This window comes from Anaerotignum sp., from assembly GCF_030625865.1.
Taxonomy (GTDB): domain Bacteria; phylum Bacillota; class Clostridia; order Lachnospirales; family Anaerotignaceae; genus Chakrabartyella.
This window is the reverse complement of the sequence record NZ_DAOUQB010000044.1, coordinates 1-19978: the sequence shown is the minus strand read 5'-3', so window position 1 is coordinate 19978 and position 19978 is coordinate 1. Positions and strand designations below refer to the sequence as shown.

At 36.0% G+C, this 19978-nt stretch carries 23 protein-coding genes and 1 rRNA gene; 15 read left to right on the top strand and 9 right to left on the bottom strand.

Features of this window, described 5'->3' with window-relative positions; all coding sequences use genetic code 11:
* The first annotated feature begins 14 nt into the window (after positions 1-14).
* The 6 genes from rrf to P9Q65_RS11170 all read left to right on the top strand — a co-directional run bounded on the left by rrf (position 15) and on the right by P9Q65_RS11170 (position 3933).
* Positions 15-132, top strand: a 5S ribosomal RNA gene (gene rrf, locus P9Q65_RS11195).
* A 247-nt stretch (positions 133-379) separates the two neighbouring features.
* On the top strand, positions 380-1087 hold the full coding sequence (locus P9Q65_RS11190; protein ID WP_304509511.1) for a LytR/AlgR family response regulator transcription factor: 708 nt from the start codon (positions 380-382) through the stop codon (positions 1085-1087).
* 13 nt (positions 1088-1100) lie between these two features.
* Positions 1101-2429, top strand: a complete 1329-nt coding sequence (locus P9Q65_RS11185; RefSeq protein ID WP_304509510.1) for a sensor histidine kinase — start codon at positions 1101-1103, stop codon at positions 2427-2429.
* Between the two features lie 84 nt (positions 2430-2513).
* On the top strand, positions 2514-3506 hold the full coding sequence (locus tag P9Q65_RS11180; protein WP_304509509.1) for a CPBP family intramembrane glutamic endopeptidase: 993 nt from the start codon (positions 2514-2516) through the stop codon (positions 3504-3506).
* A 36-nt stretch (positions 3507-3542) separates the two neighbouring features.
* Positions 3543-3731, top strand: a complete 189-nt coding sequence (locus P9Q65_RS11175; RefSeq protein ID WP_304509508.1) for a hypothetical protein — start codon at positions 3543-3545, stop codon at positions 3729-3731.
* Between the two features lie 67 nt (positions 3732-3798).
* Complete coding sequence (locus P9Q65_RS11170; protein WP_304509507.1) at positions 3799-3933, top strand: NAD(P)H-dependent oxidoreductase; 135 nt, start codon at positions 3799-3801, stop codon at positions 3931-3933.
* Positions 3934-4235: 302 nt separating this feature from the next.
* On the opposite strand, the gene P9Q65_RS11165 is transcribed toward P9Q65_RS11170, so the two are convergent.
* The 3 genes from P9Q65_RS11165 to P9Q65_RS11155 are packed head-to-tail and all read right to left on the bottom strand — an operon-like array spanning position 4236 to position 8942.
* The gene (locus tag P9Q65_RS11165) at positions 4236-5477 is read right to left on the bottom strand and encodes a peptidoglycan-binding protein (RefSeq protein WP_304509506.1); all 1242 of its coding nucleotides are present in this window, start codon (positions 5475-5477) and stop codon (positions 4236-4238) included.
* Between the two features lie 25 nt (positions 5478-5502).
* Entirely contained in the window at positions 5503-7239 is a 1737-nt protein-coding gene (locus P9Q65_RS11160) for a S8 family peptidase (RefSeq protein ID WP_304509505.1), read from the bottom strand.
* Entirely contained in the window at positions 7224-8942 is a 1719-nt protein-coding gene (locus P9Q65_RS11155; protein WP_304509504.1) for a S8 family peptidase, read from the bottom strand. The genes P9Q65_RS11160 and P9Q65_RS11155 overlap by 16 nt, the downstream gene beginning before the upstream one ends.
* A 463-nt stretch (positions 8943-9405) precedes the next feature.
* Here P9Q65_RS11155 and P9Q65_RS11150 point away from each other — a divergent pair, with 463 nt between their 5' ends.
* Complete coding sequence (locus tag P9Q65_RS11150) at positions 9406-9600, top strand: hypothetical protein (RefSeq protein WP_304509503.1); 195 nt, start codon at positions 9406-9408, stop codon at positions 9598-9600.
* 280 nt (positions 9601-9880) lie between these two features.
* Here the strand turns inward: P9Q65_RS11150 and P9Q65_RS11145 are convergent, their stop codons facing one another.
* From P9Q65_RS11145 to P9Q65_RS11130, 4 genes are all read right to left on the bottom strand, one after another.
* Entirely contained in the window at positions 9881-10576 is a 696-nt protein-coding gene (locus P9Q65_RS11145; RefSeq protein WP_304509502.1) for a chloramphenicol acetyltransferase, read from the bottom strand.
* 18 nt (positions 10577-10594) lie between these two features.
* Positions 10595-10867, bottom strand: a complete 273-nt coding sequence (locus P9Q65_RS11140; protein WP_304509501.1) for a DUF2087 domain-containing protein — start codon at positions 10865-10867, stop codon at positions 10595-10597.
* Positions 10851-11219 (bottom strand): GIY-YIG nuclease family protein, encoded by a 369-nt coding sequence (locus tag P9Q65_RS11135; RefSeq protein ID WP_304509500.1) that lies wholly within the window; start codon positions 11217-11219, stop codon positions 10851-10853. Before P9Q65_RS11135 ends, P9Q65_RS11140 begins: the two co-directional genes overlap by 17 nt.
* 69 nt (positions 11220-11288) lie before the next feature.
* The gene (locus P9Q65_RS11130; RefSeq protein WP_304509499.1) at positions 11289-11504 is read right to left on the bottom strand and encodes a helix-turn-helix domain-containing protein; all 216 of its coding nucleotides are present in this window, start codon (positions 11502-11504) and stop codon (positions 11289-11291) included.
* 391 nt (positions 11505-11895) lie between these two features.
* On the opposite strand from P9Q65_RS11130, the gene P9Q65_RS11125 reads away from it, so the two are divergent.
* Positions 11896-12534, top strand: coding sequence for a hypothetical protein (locus P9Q65_RS11125; RefSeq protein ID WP_304509498.1), 639 nt, complete (start codon positions 11896-11898; stop codon positions 12532-12534).
* Between the two features lie 376 nt (positions 12535-12910).
* Here P9Q65_RS11125 and P9Q65_RS11120 read toward each other — a convergent pair whose 3' ends face one another.
* Positions 12911-13897 (bottom strand): DUF4003 family protein, encoded by a 987-nt coding sequence (locus P9Q65_RS11120; protein ID WP_304509497.1) that lies wholly within the window; start codon positions 13895-13897, stop codon positions 12911-12913.
* A 638-nt stretch (positions 13898-14535) separates the two neighbouring features.
* Between P9Q65_RS11120 and mmuM the strand changes: the two genes are divergently transcribed.
* Positions 14536-15471 (top strand): homocysteine S-methyltransferase, encoded by a 936-nt coding sequence (gene mmuM, locus P9Q65_RS11115; protein ID WP_304509496.1) that lies wholly within the window; start codon positions 14536-14538, stop codon positions 15469-15471.
* A 180-nt stretch (positions 15472-15651) separates the two neighbouring features.
* Here mmuM and P9Q65_RS11110 read toward each other — a convergent pair whose 3' ends face one another.
* The gene (locus P9Q65_RS11110; RefSeq protein ID WP_304509495.1) at positions 15652-16257 is read right to left on the bottom strand and encodes a TetR/AcrR family transcriptional regulator; all 606 of its coding nucleotides are present in this window, start codon (positions 16255-16257) and stop codon (positions 15652-15654) included.
* A gap of 233 nt (positions 16258-16490) precedes the next feature.
* Here P9Q65_RS11110 and P9Q65_RS11105 point away from each other — a divergent pair, with 233 nt between their 5' ends.
* From P9Q65_RS11105 to P9Q65_RS11080, 6 genes are all read left to right on the top strand, one after another.
* Positions 16491-17069 (top strand): hypothetical protein, encoded by a 579-nt coding sequence (locus tag P9Q65_RS11105; protein ID WP_304509494.1) that lies wholly within the window; start codon positions 16491-16493, stop codon positions 17067-17069.
* A 376-nt stretch (positions 17070-17445) separates the two neighbouring features.
* The gene (locus P9Q65_RS11100; RefSeq protein WP_304509493.1) at positions 17446-17880 is read left to right on the top strand and encodes a hypothetical protein; all 435 of its coding nucleotides are present in this window, start codon (positions 17446-17448) and stop codon (positions 17878-17880) included.
* Positions 17881-17892: 12 nt separating this feature from the next.
* Positions 17893-18189, top strand: coding sequence for a hypothetical protein (locus tag P9Q65_RS11095; protein ID WP_304509492.1), 297 nt, complete (start codon positions 17893-17895; stop codon positions 18187-18189).
* A gap of 75 nt (positions 18190-18264) precedes the next feature.
* Positions 18265-18726 (top strand): hydrogenase maturation protease, encoded by a 462-nt coding sequence (locus tag P9Q65_RS11090; RefSeq protein WP_304509491.1) that lies wholly within the window; start codon positions 18265-18267, stop codon positions 18724-18726.
* On the top strand, positions 18719-18973 hold the full coding sequence (locus tag P9Q65_RS11085; protein WP_304509490.1) for a hypothetical protein: 255 nt from the start codon (positions 18719-18721) through the stop codon (positions 18971-18973). The genes P9Q65_RS11090 and P9Q65_RS11085 overlap by 8 nt, the downstream gene beginning before the upstream one ends.
* A partial coding sequence (locus P9Q65_RS11080) for a Sua5/YciO/YrdC/YwlC family protein (protein ID WP_304509489.1) occupies positions 18974-19978 on the top strand: 1005 nt, incomplete at its 3' end.

Sequence of the window (19978 nt, the reverse complement as noted above, 5' to 3'; positions counted from 1 at the left end):
TAGCCTTTGATATTTCTGGTGATGATGCGCTCAGGGGACACACCCGTTCCCATTCCGAACACGACGGTTAAGACCTGAGCGGTCGATGATACTTGGTGGGAAGCTGCCTGGGAAAGTAGATGGTTGCCAGATTTCAATTTTATAAAAATGGAACTGCATTGTGCAGTTCCATTTTTTTGTCTGTTGTCTCAAATATATCAAACAAACTTAATTATGTATAAAAAATTACTTTCCTTTCGCGTAACATATACTGCCTATAATCTAAGTCTTTTAATATTTTATGTATTGACATTTTCTCTAGTGACTTAGATTTTTGTGCCTTTTAAAATTGTATGCTATAATAATTTCAAAATAAAAGTAAAAATACAGAGGGATACATATGTTTAAAATAGCGATTTGTGATGATGAAGTTACTTTTCAAAAAGTTTTAAGGAAGCAAATTGAATCCTATTATGGAATGTTAGAGGTGGAAATCATAGAATTTTCATCAGGAATAGATTTAGTAAATAGCTTAAAGAAATGTCCTTTGGAGTTTCAAATGATTTTTATGGATATTGAAATGCCCAATATGGATGGAATAGAAACTTCCAAGAGGATTCGGAGAATCAATGAGTCTATACCGATTATTTTTTTGACAAGTCATACGGAGTTTGCCATGGAAGGTTATGAAGTTGATGCTTTTCGATTTTTGGATAAGCCGTTAAAAATAGAAAAATTAGTAAAAACCTTACAGGATTATGATAGGTTAAGACTACTAGAGAGTAGGATTGAATTACAAGATGGAGAAAAAATTGTTTTGGTGAAATGGACAGAAATTCAATATATACAGAGCGAAAATGTATATATTAATGTGTATCTGGAAGATACTAGGTATTTAATCCGAAAAAAGCTCAGTGATGTTCAAGAGCAAATGCCTAAGCAGATGTTTTTTAGGCCTCATAGAAGTTATTTAATAAATCTTAGATTCGTAAAATTTTTTGATGGTAAGAAAATTATCATGAAAAACGGAAATGAAATTCCCCTTAGCCGAGGAAAAAGAAGTGAATTTAAAGCGTACATGATGAGCTATATGCATAGTTTAGGGTAAGACAGGTGAGTCTATGTTTGAAAAAATATATATGATGTTGGAAAGCTTCGAACTTTTAATAATATTTATTTTAATTGCCAGATACATATTTTTTGAGAAGCTTTTTTATAATTTCCGCGCTTGGTGTTTATATTTTGGATTATTTGTACTTAGTGAGAGTTTCGTTTCTTTTTTTGATAGAGAGGGTATGATGCAGATTGCCTTGCCTTTTTTGTTTTTTTGTATGCTTATTTTTCTCTCAAGAAAAAAGGCGAAGATTAGAGGTTTGTTTTTAGTCGTACCCATTACTGGCATGATTATTTCATTTATAACCGTTCCTATTTTTTTTGAATACTTATTTTCATATTCTATGGACTCTATACTGAATGAAGACAGTTCATGGATGGGGATTTTTGACGTTCTTTTCTGGATAAGTATTATAATGTTTTGGTGGAAAAGAAAAAAGTTGAAGCTTCTTGAGGAAACAATGAATAATAGAACACTATCCAAATGGGAAAGAAATTTAATCAGCATAACGGGTTTGTTTCTATTCATATTATCCACCTTGCTTATATGCGTGGATGAGTTGAAAGTTGCATCAATTTATGCCAAGTTTTTGGTGGCATTTGGAATAATTAATATTTTATTTTTAAATGTTTCAATCATTGTAATGGTAATTCAGGGAAATGGTAAGACCTATTTTCAGCAGGCAGCAATTCTTAATGAACGCTATTTAAAAGCTCAGTTAGAGCATTTTAAGACTTACCAGGAGACGCAAAGAGAAACAAGAAGGGTATATCATGATATGAAAAACCATATGGCCTGCTTATACAATTTGATTTTAGAAGGGAAAAATGAAGAGGCCGGTGAATATATTATGGATTTAAATGTGCAGGTTCAGCAGATTGATAAGGAGTTACACACCGGCAATGATATTGTAGATGCCATTATAAATGAAAAATACATAAACTTTAAAAAAGATTTTATATCGTTTTCAATAGAAGGAAAGTTGTTAAATTTAGCTGTCGACGCAATAGATATTTGTACCATTTTTTCAAATGCAATTGATAATGCAGTGGAAGCTCTAAAAAGTAGCTCTGTGTCTGAAAAGAAAATTCAGATACAGTTTAAACAGCAGAATGCTATGCAGTATATTCGATTTCGCAATCCCATCCAGCAAGATAAACGGTCAGGCTCTTTTTTTACAACAAAAAAGGATTGCATTAATCATGGTTTTGGTTTAGGTAATATAAGAATTTCTGTGGAAAAATATAAGGGTCATATGGAATATTTTATAGAAAATGATGGTGAGGAAAGCTTTTTTGTTCTGGAGATTATTTTATTTATGCAGTTTACAACATAGAGGAAGCATTTTACAACAAATAAAACCATTAGGATCTTTTTTTGTTATGATTATTACAGAGAAATAGCAAAGGAGATTAAAAAAATGAAAAATGTAGTTGAAAAAAGTAATCAGAAATGTTGCAATAAAAAGATGCGTAAAAATATAAACAAGGTAGCTCGAGGCATTTTTGTATATGAAATCATAATGTTTTTGACGGTTATTGTAGATATGATATTAAGAATTGGTCTGTTTTATAGGGATCATAAAGAAATGGATTGGGATGCGTCTATTGATAAAATTCTTACAAATTCTATGGATAGTGGAACTTCAAGTATCATTGCAATTTTTATAGGTTTGATTTTTCTATTGTTATATTTTCGAAAATGTGAGAATCGAAAACTAATTTTTCAGTCAAAAGAGAAAATGACCGGAATGTCTTTTTTGATGATATTGACGATTTTTATGTCTGCGCAGGTCATTTTCAGTATAGCAGGAACCGGTATTGAGGCATGCCTCAATGGGTTTGGGTATAGTATTATGCATGAGATGGAAGATGCCGCATCTACCAGTACCACAGTATCAATGTTTTTATATGCTTCTTTTATTGGGCCAATTGCAGAAGAAATTGTTTTCCGTGGTTTTGTTATGAGGGAACTTCAAAAGTTTGGAAAGTTTTATGCCATTCTTGTATCCGCTATTTTATTTGGGGCATTCCACGGTAATTTTATTCAAAGCATCTTTGCAACTTTAGTTGGCCTGGTACTTGGATATGTAGCTATGAATTATTCTATAAAATGGTCTATCCTAATACATATTATCAATAATTTTATCTTTGGAGATTTACTTTCCTATTTAACTTCGAATTTAAGTGTTTCTATGCAATCTATTATTTTATATGTGATTGAAGGCATTTTCTTCGTAGGAACAATTGCAATAATGGTGCTAAAAAGAAAAGAAATGAAGGAATTAATCAAAGGCTTAAAAGTGAAGAAAGGCTTACTGCCACTGACTTTTACTTCTATATGGGTGTTAATCTTTTTAGCTTTTCAAATAATGCAGGGAATATCCGGAATCGAAAAATTCCCGATATATTAACAGAGAAGTATAGGGACAAGAAGAATGACAATTCGGATGAAAAAAGTTGGTTTTGGTCATCTCGAAAGGGTTGCCGCTGCAAAAAACATGTTGTTGGAAGCTGTTTATCTGGGTTTGGGCGGTGTCTGGTTTGGTGTTGCCACATTAGAGATAGTTACAGAATTTAATAAAGGAAAGTGTTTTTATAAAAGTTTTGAAGTTTTTTTGCAGTGCTCCTTTTATTAGGAGCACTGCATTACCTTACTATTTAGGATTGGTAGTTAAGTTGGTGAAAAAAATGGCGGCAATTTTCATGAATATTTTGGCTGTAGCAGGAAGTTCCCGAAAGGGTGGAAATACAGAAATTATGGCAGCTAAATTCGCTGAAGCTGCTAGGGACGCGGGACATCAGCTCCTTCTTCAATTGGTAGAACAAAGGAATCATTAAAATTCCTGGTATGCAAAAAAAAGAAAGCATGCTTAATTCTCCCGATTTGCAGAAGATGCGGCACTTTGCCAGAAATTTGAACTGAATGATCAGGGGTGAAAAACGTCGATTGTCAGTATGCTTTTTGTGGGGAGCATAGCTTTGGATCACCTGCTTGTTGTTTGGGTGAAAGGTTTTGTGCGGACAAGCAGGGAACCCATGAAATAGATAAGGGAGTAATTCTAAACGATGATATTAAAAAAAAGTAAGTTTACTAACAATCCATGGAGAAAATCTATCCTGCTCTTGTTTCTGATTGGTTTTTACGCCAGCTTTTCAACGGCAACATAGACATCTGAAATTTTATACCAAGTTGGAAAATTAACTGAGCCTGTTTGGGGCAAGTTAAAAATTTGTTGAAAGACCTTTACAGATTCTGCTGTTTTTTCATCATAGTTCCCATCTTCAATTAATTTGGGAATAAGAGGATAATTGTTGGCAATTGCATTCAGCTGTTCTTGGATTGCTTTTACACTTTCCCCGGTTGAGCCAATTTTGAGAGTTGTACCGGGGAAAGATAGGGGAATTCCTTCCACTTTTTCTGCTTCTTTGATAATAATATCATCCCCATAGTAATTCTTTAGGATCTGTATCGCCGTATATCCTTGGTCGCCCAAATCCTTTGAACCCCATTGGCTAAGCCAGCCTTCCCGTACGATTCTCTTGCCATCACTGTATTGTGTCAGCAATGGCTGTCTGATATCGGGTCTTGTAATATAAGTTGTGAAAATTTCATCTACAACATCAGATACTTCTTGAAAAATATTCCTGCCAAAACTAAATGCTTGGTCATAGGCGGTAGAATTTGTTATGGTAAAGTCATAACCTTTCCCGCGATACCATTCGGTAAAGACTCTGTTAAGGGTAAAAGAAAGCATTACATGAACATTTGCTTTTAAAGTTTCTCTGGGCCAGGTTGCAAATATTTCGCTACTGGCAACATTTTTTATATAGTCTTTAAAACCTACGGTGTAATTAGGGGCAGAAACATCGTCAGGTACGCCGCCATGTACCACAATAATACTTGGAATAACAGGCTGGGGAAGCACCACCTGATTGGTGGGAAAGGGGAGTTCTTTTACTTCCGCTTCTGGTATTTTAGGCGGAAAATCTCCGTATAAAACAGGATATGGAATATTAATATTTTCAAATTTTGGTGTTAAGGAAATTTGTTGTACTGCAGTAGTAGTGGGATAAATTTGTACATTATTAATATTTGCGTCGTTGTAACCCGGTAATGTTACTTTAACATTGTATTGATTAAAGGGGCGAGGCATATCGTATTTCATAGAATATTCAATGGGGGGAGCACTCAAAGTTAAAGGTGGGGTTTCACCTGATGAATTTGTTTTGACTTCTTCAATTACCTCATCTGTATCAGGATTAATAATAGTTACCGCTGCCCCTTCAGCGGGTTTGCCTATATTCGTAAGGTAAGTATTCACTTTAAATAATCCGGTTCCTCCTAAATAATTTGAACGTATAAAAATTTTACTGCCTGACATAGTTGACCTCCTTTTAGAGAGAGCTTTAGGATAAATAGTAGTTGATAATAGATTCTTTAATAACTGTGAAACTGCCATATAAATTGAGCTTTCCGTACCCCCATTTTATATTAGGATACACCATATTTTCTTCACGCGTACATCCGCTGATTAAGAATGTTCGAACTAAATCCCCATCCATTGAGGGCATATTTCCTCGAACAATACCCCATTCAAGTAAAAGTGCAGCAGCACCCGCAGTAATGGCAGCTGATACACTTGTTCCCGTTTTAGTGCCATATCTATCGGGATAAATCCCTTTTACGTCAACTCCGGGGGCTACAAGATCCGGAGCCATACGAGGAGTTCTTGTTGGTCCCCATGAAGAAGAAACATAAAGACTATTATCATTGCTATTGTATGCCCCACAAGTAATACATCTTAGGGCAGTTGCAGGGTAAACGATTGTATATTCAGGGACAGGCTTTAATAATTCGACTAAGGGGCTAACCTGTCCTCGGATTGGGAGCCAAACAAAATATTCTCCACTTATAATATTATCTCCGAAAAGTGTGACATCCCAAATGCCTTGTGTGGCATTTCTAAATCCAATGAAAATTGTATTATTTGCTCCCCTGAAGTATTCAATGGAGATAGAGGTATATTCAAAGATTAGATTTTTGCTGTATTTTAAACCTGCCTGAAAAGGGATTCTGGCAATGACTTCTCCGGTAGGGGATGTGATGCTGATTGAGATCTTGTCAAATGCCGGCCCATAAATTGAGGCGGTAAAAGATGTGTTTTGTTCACCCACATTAATGCTAAAGGTTTCGGTACTGCCTGTCATTGGAATTTTACCTTGAGTATGATGTCTTTGATTACTTTCGTTACCTGCCGCAGCAACAAACACATATCCAGCCCTTTGGGATACGAAAGAAATATAGTCTTCGAATAGGGTATTTCCATCATGTCCACTTGTGTTAGAACCCATGGCGATACAAATCACTACAGGTAAATTCAATTCTTCCGAACGATCTAGAATGTATTTAATTCCCAAAAGAAAATCAGTGGATTCATAAAGATTTAGGTTATCTTTTGGAAGCAGGAATTTGTCGATATAATATTCTCGAGCGCGTCGCAGTTTCACAGCCATGATATATGCCTTCGGGGCAGCACCTAGAAATTCACCTTTTTCATTACTTGTTGCAACCGAGGCCAAAAAAGTTCCATGACCATCTATATCCACAGATGGAACGACTGCAAAGGGGTTTTCAGATTTTAAGGCAGTATTAATATTTTCTTGTGTATAAACTGAACCAAAGTAAAGAGAATCCGGTCGATTTCCTTCAATGGTTTGATCCCAAAGAAAAAGAATTTTTGAGGAATCATCTTCAAACTTAAATGCATTATTTGTGTAATCAATGCCAGTATCTACAAAGCCGATGATTACGCCTCTTCCGGAAAGATTTAAATAAGGTTGGTTTAAAATCTGAGCAATACCGCTGTCTTCATTACTTTGGCTGTCCAAGGGGGACATGATTTTGGGGAAAAATTCATCGAAATCATTTCCCAATTCCTCAAACAGCTTGGGAATATTTTCTTGATTTGTATATACTACCACCAACTCATTGGCAAATTCCGTTCCTAACCTTAAATATGGTCTGTTTTTTGCAAAAGCTTTAAAACGATCTGTGTTTATTACGTTAAAATCGATGGTAGTAGGGAGCTTAATAAAATCTTCCAGCGGTAGGTCATTTTCATTAATATTCATATCTGTAGCCAAAAATAATCCGCTCCTAATCTATACTCTACTAAGTAGTTCATTGTGTTTTCTAAACATAGCGTTCCATATCCAAAAGAAGCATTGGGGTAAACTATGTCCTTTCTTCTTGTTGCGCCTTTTCGTAAAAAAGCTGTAACTCGTTCTCCATAAAGAAAGGGATCGTTGTCATTAATAATTCCCCATTCCATCATTAAAGCGGCGGAACCGGTAACAAAAGGTGCAGCAAAACTTGTTCCGGTAAAGGAATCATAGCCACCGCCGCTTTTTGTGGATATGATTCCGACTGCCGGTGCGGCGATATCAGGAATGATGGAGTTTGGAATGATATCTCCTCTTCCGGAAAAAATTGCGATGTTCCCTACACGATCATTATAACCGGCGACTCTTGTTACATTTGCAGCTGTACTGGGAATGGTTAATGTGTTGTAAATAGAAGGTTCTGCAAAAAAAGTATCTTCGCCGACTTCTTCTATCGTTGGAAGCCAAATATCAAAATTACCATCAACGATGGTGTGGGCAATCAGTCTGATTTTCGTTATCCCTTCGCTTAATGGGGCGGTGGTGGAATTGGCAACAATATAAATTTCTTGTGCCTGGGAATAGTGGGTAGGTTGACCATAAAAAAAATTTATAACAGCATTAGGTCGTCTAACTGTTTTTGTCTGGTTTTCAATACTGATTACGCCAGAAGAACTTCCATCGGTAAAAATTAATTCAATATCAAAGCTATCTGCGAAATTTTTCCAAAGGGACAGATATATGCTGTCTAAACCCCCTCCGTTAAAAAATTCAATCTCTTTCACTTGGTTAGTTTCAATTTTACCACTGTAATGATGTCCGGCTGCACCTTCGTTGCCTGTGGGTATGGAAATTGATGTTTTCCATTCAGTAGAAATTTCTGCGATGAAGGTCTCAAAAAGAGAATCGCCTTTATGAGAACCTTCGTTCATGCCAAAGCTCATATTAATACTTATTGGTTTATAAAAACGCTTTGCCTTATCAATTACATACTTCAAAGCTCTCATTAGCTCTGTAGATCTTGCAAAAGACTCATAACCCTTGTAGCCAACCTTTACTACGATAATATCCGCTTCAGGTGCCACTCCTAAGTTTACGCCAGCGCTTGCTCTTCCGTTGCCTGCGGCAATGCCAGCAACACCCGTTCCGTGCCCGTTGGTGTCAACACTTGGAACTACTTGGTATGGGTTGGGACTTTGCATGGCATTGTTGATTTGTTGATTATTATATTCGGCTCCACCGGTAAAGCCAATGGGTGGAGAGCCCATTTGGGTTTGATCCCAAATAAAGAGAATTCTGCTGGTGCCGTCACTATTTTGAAAATCTGGATGCATATAATCTATGCCGGAATCAATGATTGCAATAATTACGTCTTTTCCCCTTAAGTCAAATCCGTTGCTTCTTTGTACATAGGTTATACAGGAGTTACGCAGGTTATTTGGTCCGTTAAGGTATAGATTTTTTTGCAACTCCAAATGTACAATTTCGGGGTAGGAATTTAACCTGCCAAGCTTTCTTTTATCAATGGTAATAATTACGTAGTTTTCATATATATATTCGGCTTCTGCACCCAGTTCTTTTAAAATACCCTCTATATTTCCGTTAAATTTGGCGATAACCTCTATTTCATTTACGCTGGGCTTAAACATACGACTACGAGGTGTAGATTTGTATTTTTTAGGCATAGATATCACCCCACTATAAGAAAATGTATTCGGATATTTGAAATGTGAATTATATATTAAACTTGCTGCCTGGCATGACTGCAAGATATCGTATGCTATTCAGATATAGCGCATTTGTTTCTTCCAAATTGTATGGCTTGCATGAACTTTATAGCTGTTTTTGCGTTTCTTTATCGAGGGCATGCGAGAGGAGCAATAACCATTTCCCAGGGGATAATATAAATACATTATATTGACATAAACATCGGAAAATGCCTGCTCTGGTGTAATAACCAAATTCCAAAACCATCGTATAAATCATTCTAAAGAGGGAAGAGGAGCATCATTTTTCCATATTCCTAAGCCAATGATGAGAAACCTCCAGTACTGACCTAAGGACTTAAAAGATTTTCATAGAAAGTTATGAATGTGCAATAATACGAAGATAATATTTGAAAAATTCTATAGGAAAAGGTGAGAGATTTTGGCAGTAGAATTGAAGAAAATTGTAGAGCATTTTGGCTGCTACTCTTTTTCAAAAGGAGGTGTTTACCGCTATAAAATTACGGTGGAAAGTAAGGAGATGCAAAAGATTGATTTCGATAGTTGGCAAAGAATGACAGGTTTTGTGGTTGAAAGTGTAGTCATAGCCGCTTTTTTCAAAAACAGATTGAAATGAATACCCGAAAGATTTCCTGATAAATCAGATATAACAATGCTTTTATAAATCGCATATTCAAAAATTTTTACAGCAAAGCAGTGATTCCAACAACATAAAAAATGAGTATTGTTGAGTAAATAGGATGAGGTCAGCTTTGGTTGCTAGCTAACCTCATCCTGGGATTCCAGCATGATTATTCAATTAGGTTGCTTACAATACCACCCAGAATGATCCCTATTTTATGTTATACTGCTAGACAACAAGGGGATTACCTTCGAAGTTAACTAAGGTTAGCCGGCTATAATGGCGTGATCCAATTCTGGGGGTTAGCCATACCGCATTGGAACTTTTCCAAAAATAAACTTACATGATATCCGTCCGCCACTGCATGGTGAATTGTAATCGAAAAGGGCATTATTTTTCTACCTTCTCTTTCAAAAAATTTTCCTGCCTGTATTATGGGAAAATAATAATTGATATTGACATAGGGAATGGGGGAGTAACTTTTAAATTCTATCCAAGGCAACATACCTAGCATACAATTATTTTCTGGGGGTATATCAGGCTTTGCCAATAAACCATGGTTTTTCCCAAAATCAGCTTGATCTTTCATGTAATTATCATAAAAAATCTCAAAGTCTGGGCTATACGCAGTCCACATATTTGACATTGTCTTGTCATCCTTATGGAAACATGCATAAGAGGGATGCAAAACTTCGTAATATCCCAATTTCCCGTTTAAATTTGCGATCCGAAACTCTTGTTGTTCGGCAATTAGTTTTGAGGTCAAATAGAGATAAGCGGGAAAGAATTTTCTGTTTTGCTTTTTTATCAGCGTGTAGGTGTTGGTGATATCTATTTCTACACTGATGGAATATCCTGTAGGTAACATTTTCGTAAAGTAATAAAAATATTGTTTTCTATCCCAGTTATCGAAATCAATTAAATGAAAGGCGGTATTTAAGCCTTGATTTTTTTCTGCCAAATTTGACATAATACTTCCTTCTTTCTATTATTTATATTTTGGCATCCAATAACGGGAGCCGTTGGGCTCACGGCATAATAGCTCGTTATCAATTAGTTCTCGCCGGAGTATGAAAAAATCGTTGAAAGTATGCCATTCTTCACAGATGGCATTTACTTCTTTTTCCGTATAATTACGGTCTGCTTCAAATTTCTCTGCTAAATAGCTTAGTGTAGCAACGCGAAAGATTTTTTTTTGAGATAACTGGATGATTTTTCCGGAATCATCAAGAAATCTACGTATATCAATTTTCTTTTCCAAATTCATTCTCTCCTTTCCATTCAATGTTTAATTTTTCGGTCCAAATTTCTAATAAAGTATCTACGTCCTCTGAAAATTCATTATCCGTTTGTGTTTTCTTCTTTTGAATTTCCTCTAATATTTCAAAAGAAAAAGCAGAACCCCCAAATTCATTCCATGCGTCGTGCATGCAGGGTTCCGGAGCAGAATTCATAGATATGGAGAATAGAAAACGGTTTTTTGACCTTTGTAAATCAGTTGTTGCTCGAACCCAAGGCTTCATAGTATCATTACATTTCACACAGTAAACCCCACCAATGAGTGCTCTATTTTTATATTGTTCTTTCAGAGATTTATTTGAACTTTTTCCCATATACTTTCACATCCTTCTATATTAATTAGGAATAACAGATTACCCCAACAGTTTACTTTTATAGATATTCTAAGGTTTTTCATACACTTTTAATAACGCTCGAACATCAATGTTTAAAATATTTGATAACTTTAAAATGAAAGATATATCCGGATTTCCATATCCACATTCCCATTTTGAAATGGCTTTATCACTGATTTCCATTTTATCCGCAAGCTGTTTTTGCGTCATTTTTTGTTCCAAACGTGCTTTGCGGATGATGGTGCCCACTTTATTGTTTTGCATGATTTCCCCTCCATGAAATAAGTATAGCTCGTGGTCAGAGTTTTTTAAATAAACGCTTCGTAGAGTTAATATTTTAAGGGATTATTTGGGCATCATTTCTGCAAGGACTCGCTATATGACGATTGGTATAAATTGTATTTTGGTTTGAGATAGTATATAAACAGTTTTTAGTTAATTGAAATACTGATATTCTAAGTGGTATTGACTATAAAGTGGCTTGGTGATAGTATGAAAAAATTGAGGGAATCAGAAGGGATCGTATGGGGGATATACGCTTTTGGGTCACTTTTTGCGTCTAATAAAAAGGCATATATATAAATGGACAAATCCGAAGGAATAAAACGATAAAATAACAGGTTTGAACTGATACTTATGGGAGGTAAAACAAAGGATGGATATTCGCAAGATTGAACAACTCTCCAATATGTCATTGGAGAAAGTTTTCGGTACTAATGAGTGGTATTTTTCTGCTGAATGGACTGGTGACATTTATGAAGCAGAGGAAATGATCCAAATGGGGGATGTATTTGAAGGAACAACTATGTTTTTGGTTCGATATCCAGATGGAAAAGTATTTATGCCGCTGGAAAAGAAGAAAAATGTATATATCCAACGTCCTGTCTGGGATAATGATGGAATTGCTATTCTGGTAGTGGATTTTGATTGTAAAGAGATATCCCTGTATCATTTTAATGGGAATAACTTTCACTTGCAGTGTATTACCAAGCTGCCTTTGTCCTCTGTTACTGACTGCTACAACATGTACCTTACTATGTCTCCGTTATCTTTATATAGACATGGTGCTGATGGACTGTTTGAAATTATTTGGCCCGAAAAGGTTTCGTTTATGTTGGAGGATTCGGAAAGCTTGGTATACAGGGATGAGGATGTATTATATTTTACCAGATGGTATGAAGACCCAGATTACAGAGAGGAAATTTATGTAAGAAGTGTTCATACAGGAGAAGTTCTCCGTCATTTTCCGGGCATTTTATATGATATGCCGGATGGGACATGGTGGCTGTTATAGTGGAGAAGCTGTGTAAAGTGTAATACAGATTTCTATAATTTTCTTAAATATGATAGTTTAACTGCATTGAAACCAATAGTGCTGGTTTTTTAGGGAGCGCCACTTGTCATATCTTTAGCTTTGTTTCATTTCGCTTTAAAAAGAAACAAGCTGTATGATTGAAAAAATCATTGGAAGAGGTATTCCCATTATAGATTGATTTTAGAGACTTTCTTAGGCTTACTGAAATCTTGGACAGTGTTCGAGAAGATATTCCGTTGATTCCCTATTCTGCGTTAGGTTATTCTATTTTTTGTTGCACCCAAAAACAGTTTTTCCTGTAATTTATAAAAAAATAGCAGTTGTAAGAAATAGTTCTTACAACTGCTAGGAAGTTTTAGTTTGATGCGGCACTTGCAGCACTTGTTGATGCGATAACTGCGCACATTGCAGCTTGCTGGGCTGCAATAAGAGACAGCGTAGCGCCTATAGCGGCAGAGTTCATCATAGTGTTGTTGGGGTTGCCCATATAATCACTGGTAACCAACATTCCGGCATGCATCAAACGCTGTTTTTTGGGAATGCCCCAAAATCCATAGCCCTTTTGTGCAGAAAGAAAATGATCCACGTCTATGATGTCATCAATAACAGAATGGCTATCCTTAGGAAGCATGGCTAGAACCCCAAGGGTTGCAAGTTCATAGTTTGTACCATAGCGGTAACCTTTTTCCTGTAAATCGTTAAATAAGGCCATAGTCCTTTGGTACTTTTCTTCAGCAGTACCCTCACTTAGTGCCAACACATGGCATAAAGACTGTACAGCATTGCTGGAGAAGAATTTCGGTTTTAAAAGATCATAACAGTCCTTCGTTTCTGTAAGGATTTGCTCGTCTGTCAAATGAGAAAGTGCAAGCAATGCGGCAAATACACTATCTTCACTGGAAGTTAGAAAAGGATGTGCTTTCTTCATCAACTCATAGATGTGTCTCGTGCGTTTTGCAATATTGGCATAGTGTTCAGGCTCTGTCAGATTCGTAATAATCATGGAAGCTAAGGGTAAAAATTGGGAAGAGAAGAAATGCTCTTTTAGCAATGAAAAGACATCCAATGCATTTTTCAGTTTCTGCTCAGGCTCATTGTCAATAGCTAGCATAGAAGTCATAACCAATTTACCGGTTCCTCTAAAGCTAGAAAACAGTCCTACCTGATTTTTCAGGATATCTAGGCAGGATTTCATTTTTTCTGGATCTGCTTTTTGACCCTTATCTGTAAATATTGTAGCACAAACGGGATAAAGATAGGTACTTTCCCAACCAAATGTTGCTTTGATTGTATCTCTGTTTTCAATAAAGTTTTCACATAATATGGATAAACTGTTTCTCATTGTTATCTCCTTTTAGGCAGTTATAATGGTATATTAAATTGAGAGTGACTAATTAGATTAGAGATTTCGAAGTAATCGGCTAATTGTTTGCAGGAATCTCCTCTTGCTTGAATAGTTACGCCTTTTTATATTAAGGAATATTCATAATCCTTACATCCTTCTTTGAAAGATTATATCAAAAGGAGCCTTACGTGTCTATAAATGCCATTGTCGTTTTTATATGTTGATAACATTATTTGAAAAGGAGTGGTCATATGAATGGAAGAAGAAAGCAGGTGTAGAATATTCCTATTCTGAAATAGGTCTTTTGAAAAATACCAACGACCTCTGTCCGGTAAATAAAATTGGACACACCCAATAACTAAATGGTTTTTATTGACTGGAAATTGCTTGTGTGATAAACTCAATAAAATTAATCTTAAAGTGCTTAACAAGAGGGGTGAGGTATTTAGCCCTTGGAGCGTGGCAACGAACAAAAAATTGTAAGATGCTAAATGCAGTAGTGAGTGGAAGAAAAAATAGAGGTAAAATATAAAGAACTATTACAAGTAGAGTATTATATCCAAGTTTATTTTACCATTGGAAAACAGTACACCTAAGGTCTGTTTTCAAAAATCATAGTGCAAAGGAGATCTTTTATGAATCCTATAGAACAAATTTTATCTGAATATTCAATGATGATATTAGATGGTGCTTTTTCCACAGAGCTGGAGCGTCGGGGATGCGATTTAAACGACCCTCTTTGGTCGACAAAGGTTCTTATGGAAAACCCGGATATCATTGGTGCCGTACATGAGGATTATTTTAAAGCGGGAGCAGACTGCGCCATAACAGCCAGCTATCAAGCAACATATGAGGGTTTTATGAAAAGGGGCATGACAAAAGAAGAGGCCAAGGAGCTGATTCAACTTTCTGTGCGTATTGCGACGAAAGTAAGAGACACTTTTTGGGGAAATCCCGAAAATCGGATTAACCGTCCAAAGCCCATTGTGGCGGCCTCAGTGGGCCCTTATGGTGCGTTTGTTGCCGATGGTTCTGAATATCGAGGGAATTATGGATTAACCAAAGAACAATTGGAAGATTTTCACCGAGAAAGAATGGAAACTTTAATTGAAGCCGGCCCTGATATATTAGCCTGTGAAACGATTCCATGTTTGGTTGAGGCGCAGGCAGTTGTAAATATTTTGGAAGAACACTCAGGTATGTACGCTTGGATAAGCTTTAGTGCCAAAGATGGAATGCGCATCAACAGCGGGGAACCTATTGTAGATTGCGCTCGTTGGCTTGACAGTCATCCCCAGGTGGCAGCCATTGGCGTAAATTGTACCCCACCGGAGTTTATGGAGTCACTTATTTCAGAAATACGCAAAGGCACGAATAAGCCCATTGTTCTTTATCCCAATTCAGGAGAACAATATGATGCAGAAACAAAAACTTGGCATGGGTGCTCCTCTGGGATGTGTTATGGGGATGCTGCAAAGCGTTGGTATAAGAAGGGCGCTCGTTTGATTGGCGGATGCTGTAGAACCACGCCTGAGGATATTCATAATATTGCTCTATGGAGCAGAGAATAATCGGAAAGTATCCAAATTGATTTATGTGGGTTCAAAGTACAAGAAAATTTGTTTGCGCAAGATCTGACGAAAAAGTGGATTCGTTCTTCAGCCTGAAGCTGAAGCCATAAATTTAAAATTTTTAATAGAGAGAGGTTCTGTTTAGGGCAAATTTCATGCCTGGAGACAGAACCTCTTTTTTTATGGCTTTAGTCCATAACGCATAAACTCAACATATTTTTCTAATAGTTCAAGGGTTTTTTCTAAATCATTGTTACCATCAAGATAAAAAATACTATCAAATTCTGTAAATAAATGGCTGAGGAGTGGTATGGTGAAGCTTATTGGGTAATCACTCCTGATTTCTTCATTTTGATAGGCTGCCTTAATCATTTTTTCCAGGGCATCAGTGCCAGAGATTTTGATATATTTTAGGGAAGTATGATAAATGGGATTGCCTTTTTCTTTTGAAAACATCCGTGCCAACTGGTGATATTTAGGAAAGTCTCTCGCAAACTTTACCCCAATTTTTGCTTGATACAGAAATCCATCAAAAATATCCATTTCACAAAAATCTTTATTATTTGAGTGAGTTTTGATGTACTGCCATTTTTTATTGCTAGCATCTTCTAAGAGAGCAATATAAAGAGATTCTTTGTTTTTAAAGTGATAATAGAAAACACCTTTGCTTAAATTTGCATTTTTTATAATTGTATTGAGAGAAGCTTTTTCATAGTCTTTATCTATAAATTCTTCCAGTGCGGCAGCAATGAGCTGGTCTCTGCGTTCAAACTTCTTTGTTTCCATAAATGCCTCCATTGATTAGACTATAACAAGGTTTGTTATTCTATAGTTGAAATTGATTGTTCTTTAAATTTAAAAACAAGTTGACAGTAAAAGGGGTACGTGTTATATTCTAATTATAGACCGAGTGGTCTATAATTGTCAATAGAATGATAAAATATAGGGAATCATTTATGGTGTATTGGTCAGTCATAAAAACCATAAAGCTTATTGTTTTTAAAGAAAGGAGAATCAATATGACTACAACAAAAAGTAAAATTTCTCATGACACTATGGATAAAAGATTAGCTGTGTTGTTTGCAATTTTGTCAATAGCTTTCATTATTTTAATGGGTTCCAATCATGTTTTTTTCGAATGGGCTTTTGCCAGGCATCAAAATATTTTGAGTTGGTATATCAGACCTATTTTCATGATTCCCATCTGTTACTTTGCTTTTAAAAGAAAAGCACTAGGGATTAGTATTACCATTTTCTTGCTTTTGATTAGTATGTTTTGGTTTCCAAAGCCTAATACCATTGATCCAAAGGTCGGAGAGTTTTTGGCCATGGAACGAGAATACCTTACGGGAAACTGGACTACATCAAAAATTGCTGTGACAAGTATTGTTCCCATATCCATGGGCTTATTAATATGGGTATTATGGAACTGTAACATCAAAGGGGGCGTTGGTGTTATTATTGGGATAGCCATAGGAAAAATTATTTGGAGTGTGGCAGAAGGCGGTGCTTCCGGTGCAAAGGTAATTGTTCCTGCTTTATTGGGTTTAGGGATATGCTTGATTGCAATTATTTGGTGGTATAAAAAATTTTATTAAAAGGTAAACATCAAAAAAACTTGGAATGTCAATGATTCAAACATAAATGAGACATAATTGAATGATCGGCGAGCAGGCATGGAAGAAATACAAAAAAATTATAAAAATATATTATTTTGAAGTATAGGTTAAGTCTTAAGACTTAACCTATTTTTTATGCCTGAAATAAGAATCACTAAGGATAGGATAAATGTTTATATGGGGCTGAGGTTTGAGGTTAATGAAGCGGGTAAGGAGGGGATTGATGGAACAATGCAAAAGCTTTATTCGATGAAACAAGCTTTCGTGTTGTACTAAAAAAAAGAAAATGGACATAGGCTTTACTTAAGGTAAGCTTATACAAATAAGATATCAAATGAAAAAAAGGAGGAGAAATATGGCGTGTTTTGTTGTACCTATGGCAGAAGCCATTCTTGTTTCAGTTGTAAAAAAAGTTGTGGAAAAGAAAGAACAGAAGGTTTTATTTGAGGATTCAACCTTAACAGAAGGAACCGTTTCTTTTGCTGAAAAAGAAAATAAAGCCTCACAAACGGGAATCAGTTGGTCACAGAAATTAAGTTGGCTGAACACTTTGTTATGGGGCGGTGTATTTTTATTGGCAATAGAGCATATTTGGCACGGTGAAGTGATTCTATGGCCGCCTTTTTTAACAGCAATGAAAAATCCAAATGACATTCCCATTATGCTTCATGAAATGGCTTCCTTCGGCACTTCTATGGCAGTATTTGTGACATTGGTATGGGCAGGGATGGTCTTTGTTGCTGAGCATAAGATGAAACGTTTTCTATGCAAGGGTTTTAACAGAAGCTAAAGGAGGGATTCTATGTATTTTATCATTACGGCATTAGCAGCAATTGTAACAACAATACTTTGGTATAAGATGCCCCAAAATAAGTATCGGTTAAGCACACTATGCTTAATTTACTGGGGTGCAACGTTTATGTGGTTTGTGGATCATATTATGGCCTTTTTTATCGAGGGGGGAGAATTTTTTGAGATTACCATGGATGCAACGTTGTTAGGTATCACTGTGGTTCTTTGTGGTTTAGTAGCATGGGGCATTATTCTTTTTATAAAAGGCAAAGTGGGTGGTTTTAAAAATATTACATCCCAAATGTAGGGGAATCCCATTTTCAAATGAAGTTTTAAATTACTAGAAGTATATCCATTTTTTATTCGTAGAAAGGTGTTGCATATGATAAAACTCATTGCTATCGGCAATCGGTTCATGAAGGATGACGGTATTGCAATAAAAGTTGCTGAGAATTTGGTGGATAAACTAAAGGGGTTAAATATTGAGGTAATCATTGGTGAAACAGACTGTCAAAATTGTTTTTATTTATTAAAGCAGGATGATTATGTGCTTATCATTGATGCAATTTATACAGGATCAGAGCCTGGGAGTATTCATCCGTTGAAGTTGGAGGAAGCAGTGGCCCAATCTTCAGGGGCTTCCATGCAACATGATATGAGTATCATTGAATTAATGAAGCTTTATAAAAGTAAATTTAAAGGCTATTTGATTGGTGTTGAAATTGCGGAATTAGGCTTTGGGGACAAACTCAGTCCTGTGTTAAATGAGAAGTACCAACAAATTTGCTTAGATGTTGAAAGAACAATAAATAAAATTATATTGGAGGAAACGAATTATGCATGATACTTTTTTGAATCAAAACTTATATGAATCCATTGTCAACTTGTGTAAAGAAAGTTCCATCGAAAGGATTTTGAAATTAGTTATTACGGTACATACCCATAGTCACATCAGCGAAGAAAGTATCAGGGAGCATTTTATGGATAGAAACAGTAAACTTATTGGGGCGTGGACGAATATTGTAGTTCATAAGAAGGAAATAGAACCGCTTACTGCCACAATAGAACAAATAGATGGAGAGAAAAAATGAATGGATGAATCCTCAGGTTTATTGATAGAAATTCATGGAATTGTGCAAGGGGTGGGCATGCGGCCATATATTTATAAATTAGCAAAATCATTAGATCTTACAGGAGTTGTAAAAAATAAAGGTTCTTCTGTGGTCATTATTCTTTCTGGTGAACAAGATGCAATGGATAAATTTTTATATGAGCTGGAAAACAATCCACCCCCCAATGCAGTGATTCACGATATAAAAATTTCAGAGTATATAAACCACGACTTTCACGATTTCCAAATCTTGCATAGTTCAGCAAATCAACAGGTGCAAGGCTGCATTCTTCCAGATCTTGCGGTGTGCAGTGATTGCTTAAATGATATTGAAAATCACAAAGATAGGCGGTTTGAGTATGCATTTACTACTTGCACCAATTGTGGACCTAGATACTCTATATTAAAAGAATTGCCCTACGATAGGGGAAATACATCAATGGATTCTTTTTCCATGTGCATGAAATGCAATGAGGAGTATGAAAAACCGGAGGACAGAAGGTTTCATGCTCAGCCAAATTGCTGCCCGGTTTGTGGACCCCAGTATAAATTGATAAACAATATAGGTGAAGCGGTGGAATGTGAAAACCCCGTTGAAAAAACAAAGAATTTATTAAAGGAAGGAAAAATTATTGCAATCAAAGGGATAGGGGGATATCACCTTGTTTGTAATGCAGAGGATGAAAATACAATTGAAAATTTAAGAAGCAGAAAAAAAAGACCCCATAAGCCTTTTGCCATTATGGCATCTGAAATAGAAGATGTGCGAGAGATTTGTATACTAAGCAACGTAGAAGAAAAGACAATTTTAAACAACAAACGCCCCATTGTATTACTTAAAAAAAATGGTGAAAAACGACTTCCGGATACAATTGCACCGAATATTCATCAATATGGAGTGATGCTTCCTTACACTCCACTCCATTATTTTCTGTTTGATGATACGACAAAATATCTGGTTATGACCAGCGGCAACATCAGTGGG

Excerpts from the sequence above, each read along its gene's own strand:
- P9Q65_RS11190 (WP_304509511.1), top strand. The coding sequence starts at position 380 with ATGTTTAAAATAGCGATTTGTGATGATGAAGTTACTTTTCAAAAAGTT.
- P9Q65_RS11185 (WP_304509510.1), top strand. The coding sequence starts at position 1,101 with ATGTTTGAAAAAATATATATGATGTTGGAAAGCTTCGAACTTTTAATA.
- P9Q65_RS11180 (WP_304509509.1), top strand. The coding sequence starts at position 2,514 with ATGAAAAATGTAGTTGAAAAAAGTAATCAGAAATGTTGCAATAAAAAG.
- P9Q65_RS11175 (WP_304509508.1), top strand. The coding sequence starts at position 3,543 with ATGAAAAAAGTTGGTTTTGGTCATCTCGAAAGGGTTGCCGCTGCAAAA.
- P9Q65_RS11170 (WP_304509507.1), top strand. The coding sequence starts at position 3,799 with ATGAATATTTTGGCTGTAGCAGGAAGTTCCCGAAAGGGTGGAAATACA.
- P9Q65_RS11165 (WP_304509506.1), bottom strand. The coding sequence starts at position 5,477 with ATGTCAGGCAGTAAAATTTTTATACGTTCAAATTATTTAGGAGGAACC.
- P9Q65_RS11155 (WP_304509504.1), bottom strand. The coding sequence starts at position 8,942 with ATGCCTAAAAAATACAAATCTACACCTCGTAGTCGTATGTTTAAGCCC.
- P9Q65_RS11145 (WP_304509502.1), bottom strand. The coding sequence starts at position 10,576 with ATGTCAAATTTGGCAGAAAAAAATCAAGGCTTAAATACCGCCTTTCAT.
- P9Q65_RS11135 (WP_304509500.1), bottom strand. The coding sequence starts at position 11,219 with ATGGGAAAAAGTTCAAATAAATCTCTGAAAGAACAATATAAAAATAGA.
- P9Q65_RS11130 (WP_304509499.1), bottom strand. The coding sequence starts at position 11,504 with ATGCAAAACAATAAAGTGGGCACCATCATCCGCAAAGCACGTTTGGAA.
- P9Q65_RS11125 (WP_304509498.1), top strand. The coding sequence starts at position 11,896 with ATGGATATTCGCAAGATTGAACAACTCTCCAATATGTCATTGGAGAAA.
- P9Q65_RS11120 (WP_304509497.1), bottom strand. The coding sequence starts at position 13,897 with ATGAGAAACAGTTTATCCATATTATGTGAAAACTTTATTGAAAACAGA.
- mmuM (WP_304509496.1), top strand. The coding sequence starts at position 14,536 with ATGAATCCTATAGAACAAATTTTATCTGAATATTCAATGATGATATTA.
- P9Q65_RS11110 (WP_304509495.1), bottom strand. The coding sequence starts at position 16,257 with ATGGAAACAAAGAAGTTTGAACGCAGAGACCAGCTCATTGCTGCCGCA.
- P9Q65_RS11105 (WP_304509494.1), top strand. The coding sequence starts at position 16,491 with ATGACTACAACAAAAAGTAAAATTTCTCATGACACTATGGATAAAAGA.
- P9Q65_RS11100 (WP_304509493.1), top strand. The coding sequence starts at position 17,446 with ATGGCGTGTTTTGTTGTACCTATGGCAGAAGCCATTCTTGTTTCAGTT.
- P9Q65_RS11095 (WP_304509492.1), top strand. The coding sequence starts at position 17,893 with ATGTATTTTATCATTACGGCATTAGCAGCAATTGTAACAACAATACTT.
- P9Q65_RS11090 (WP_304509491.1), top strand. The coding sequence starts at position 18,265 with ATGATAAAACTCATTGCTATCGGCAATCGGTTCATGAAGGATGACGGT.
- P9Q65_RS11085 (WP_304509490.1), top strand. The coding sequence starts at position 18,719 with ATGCATGATACTTTTTTGAATCAAAACTTATATGAATCCATTGTCAAC.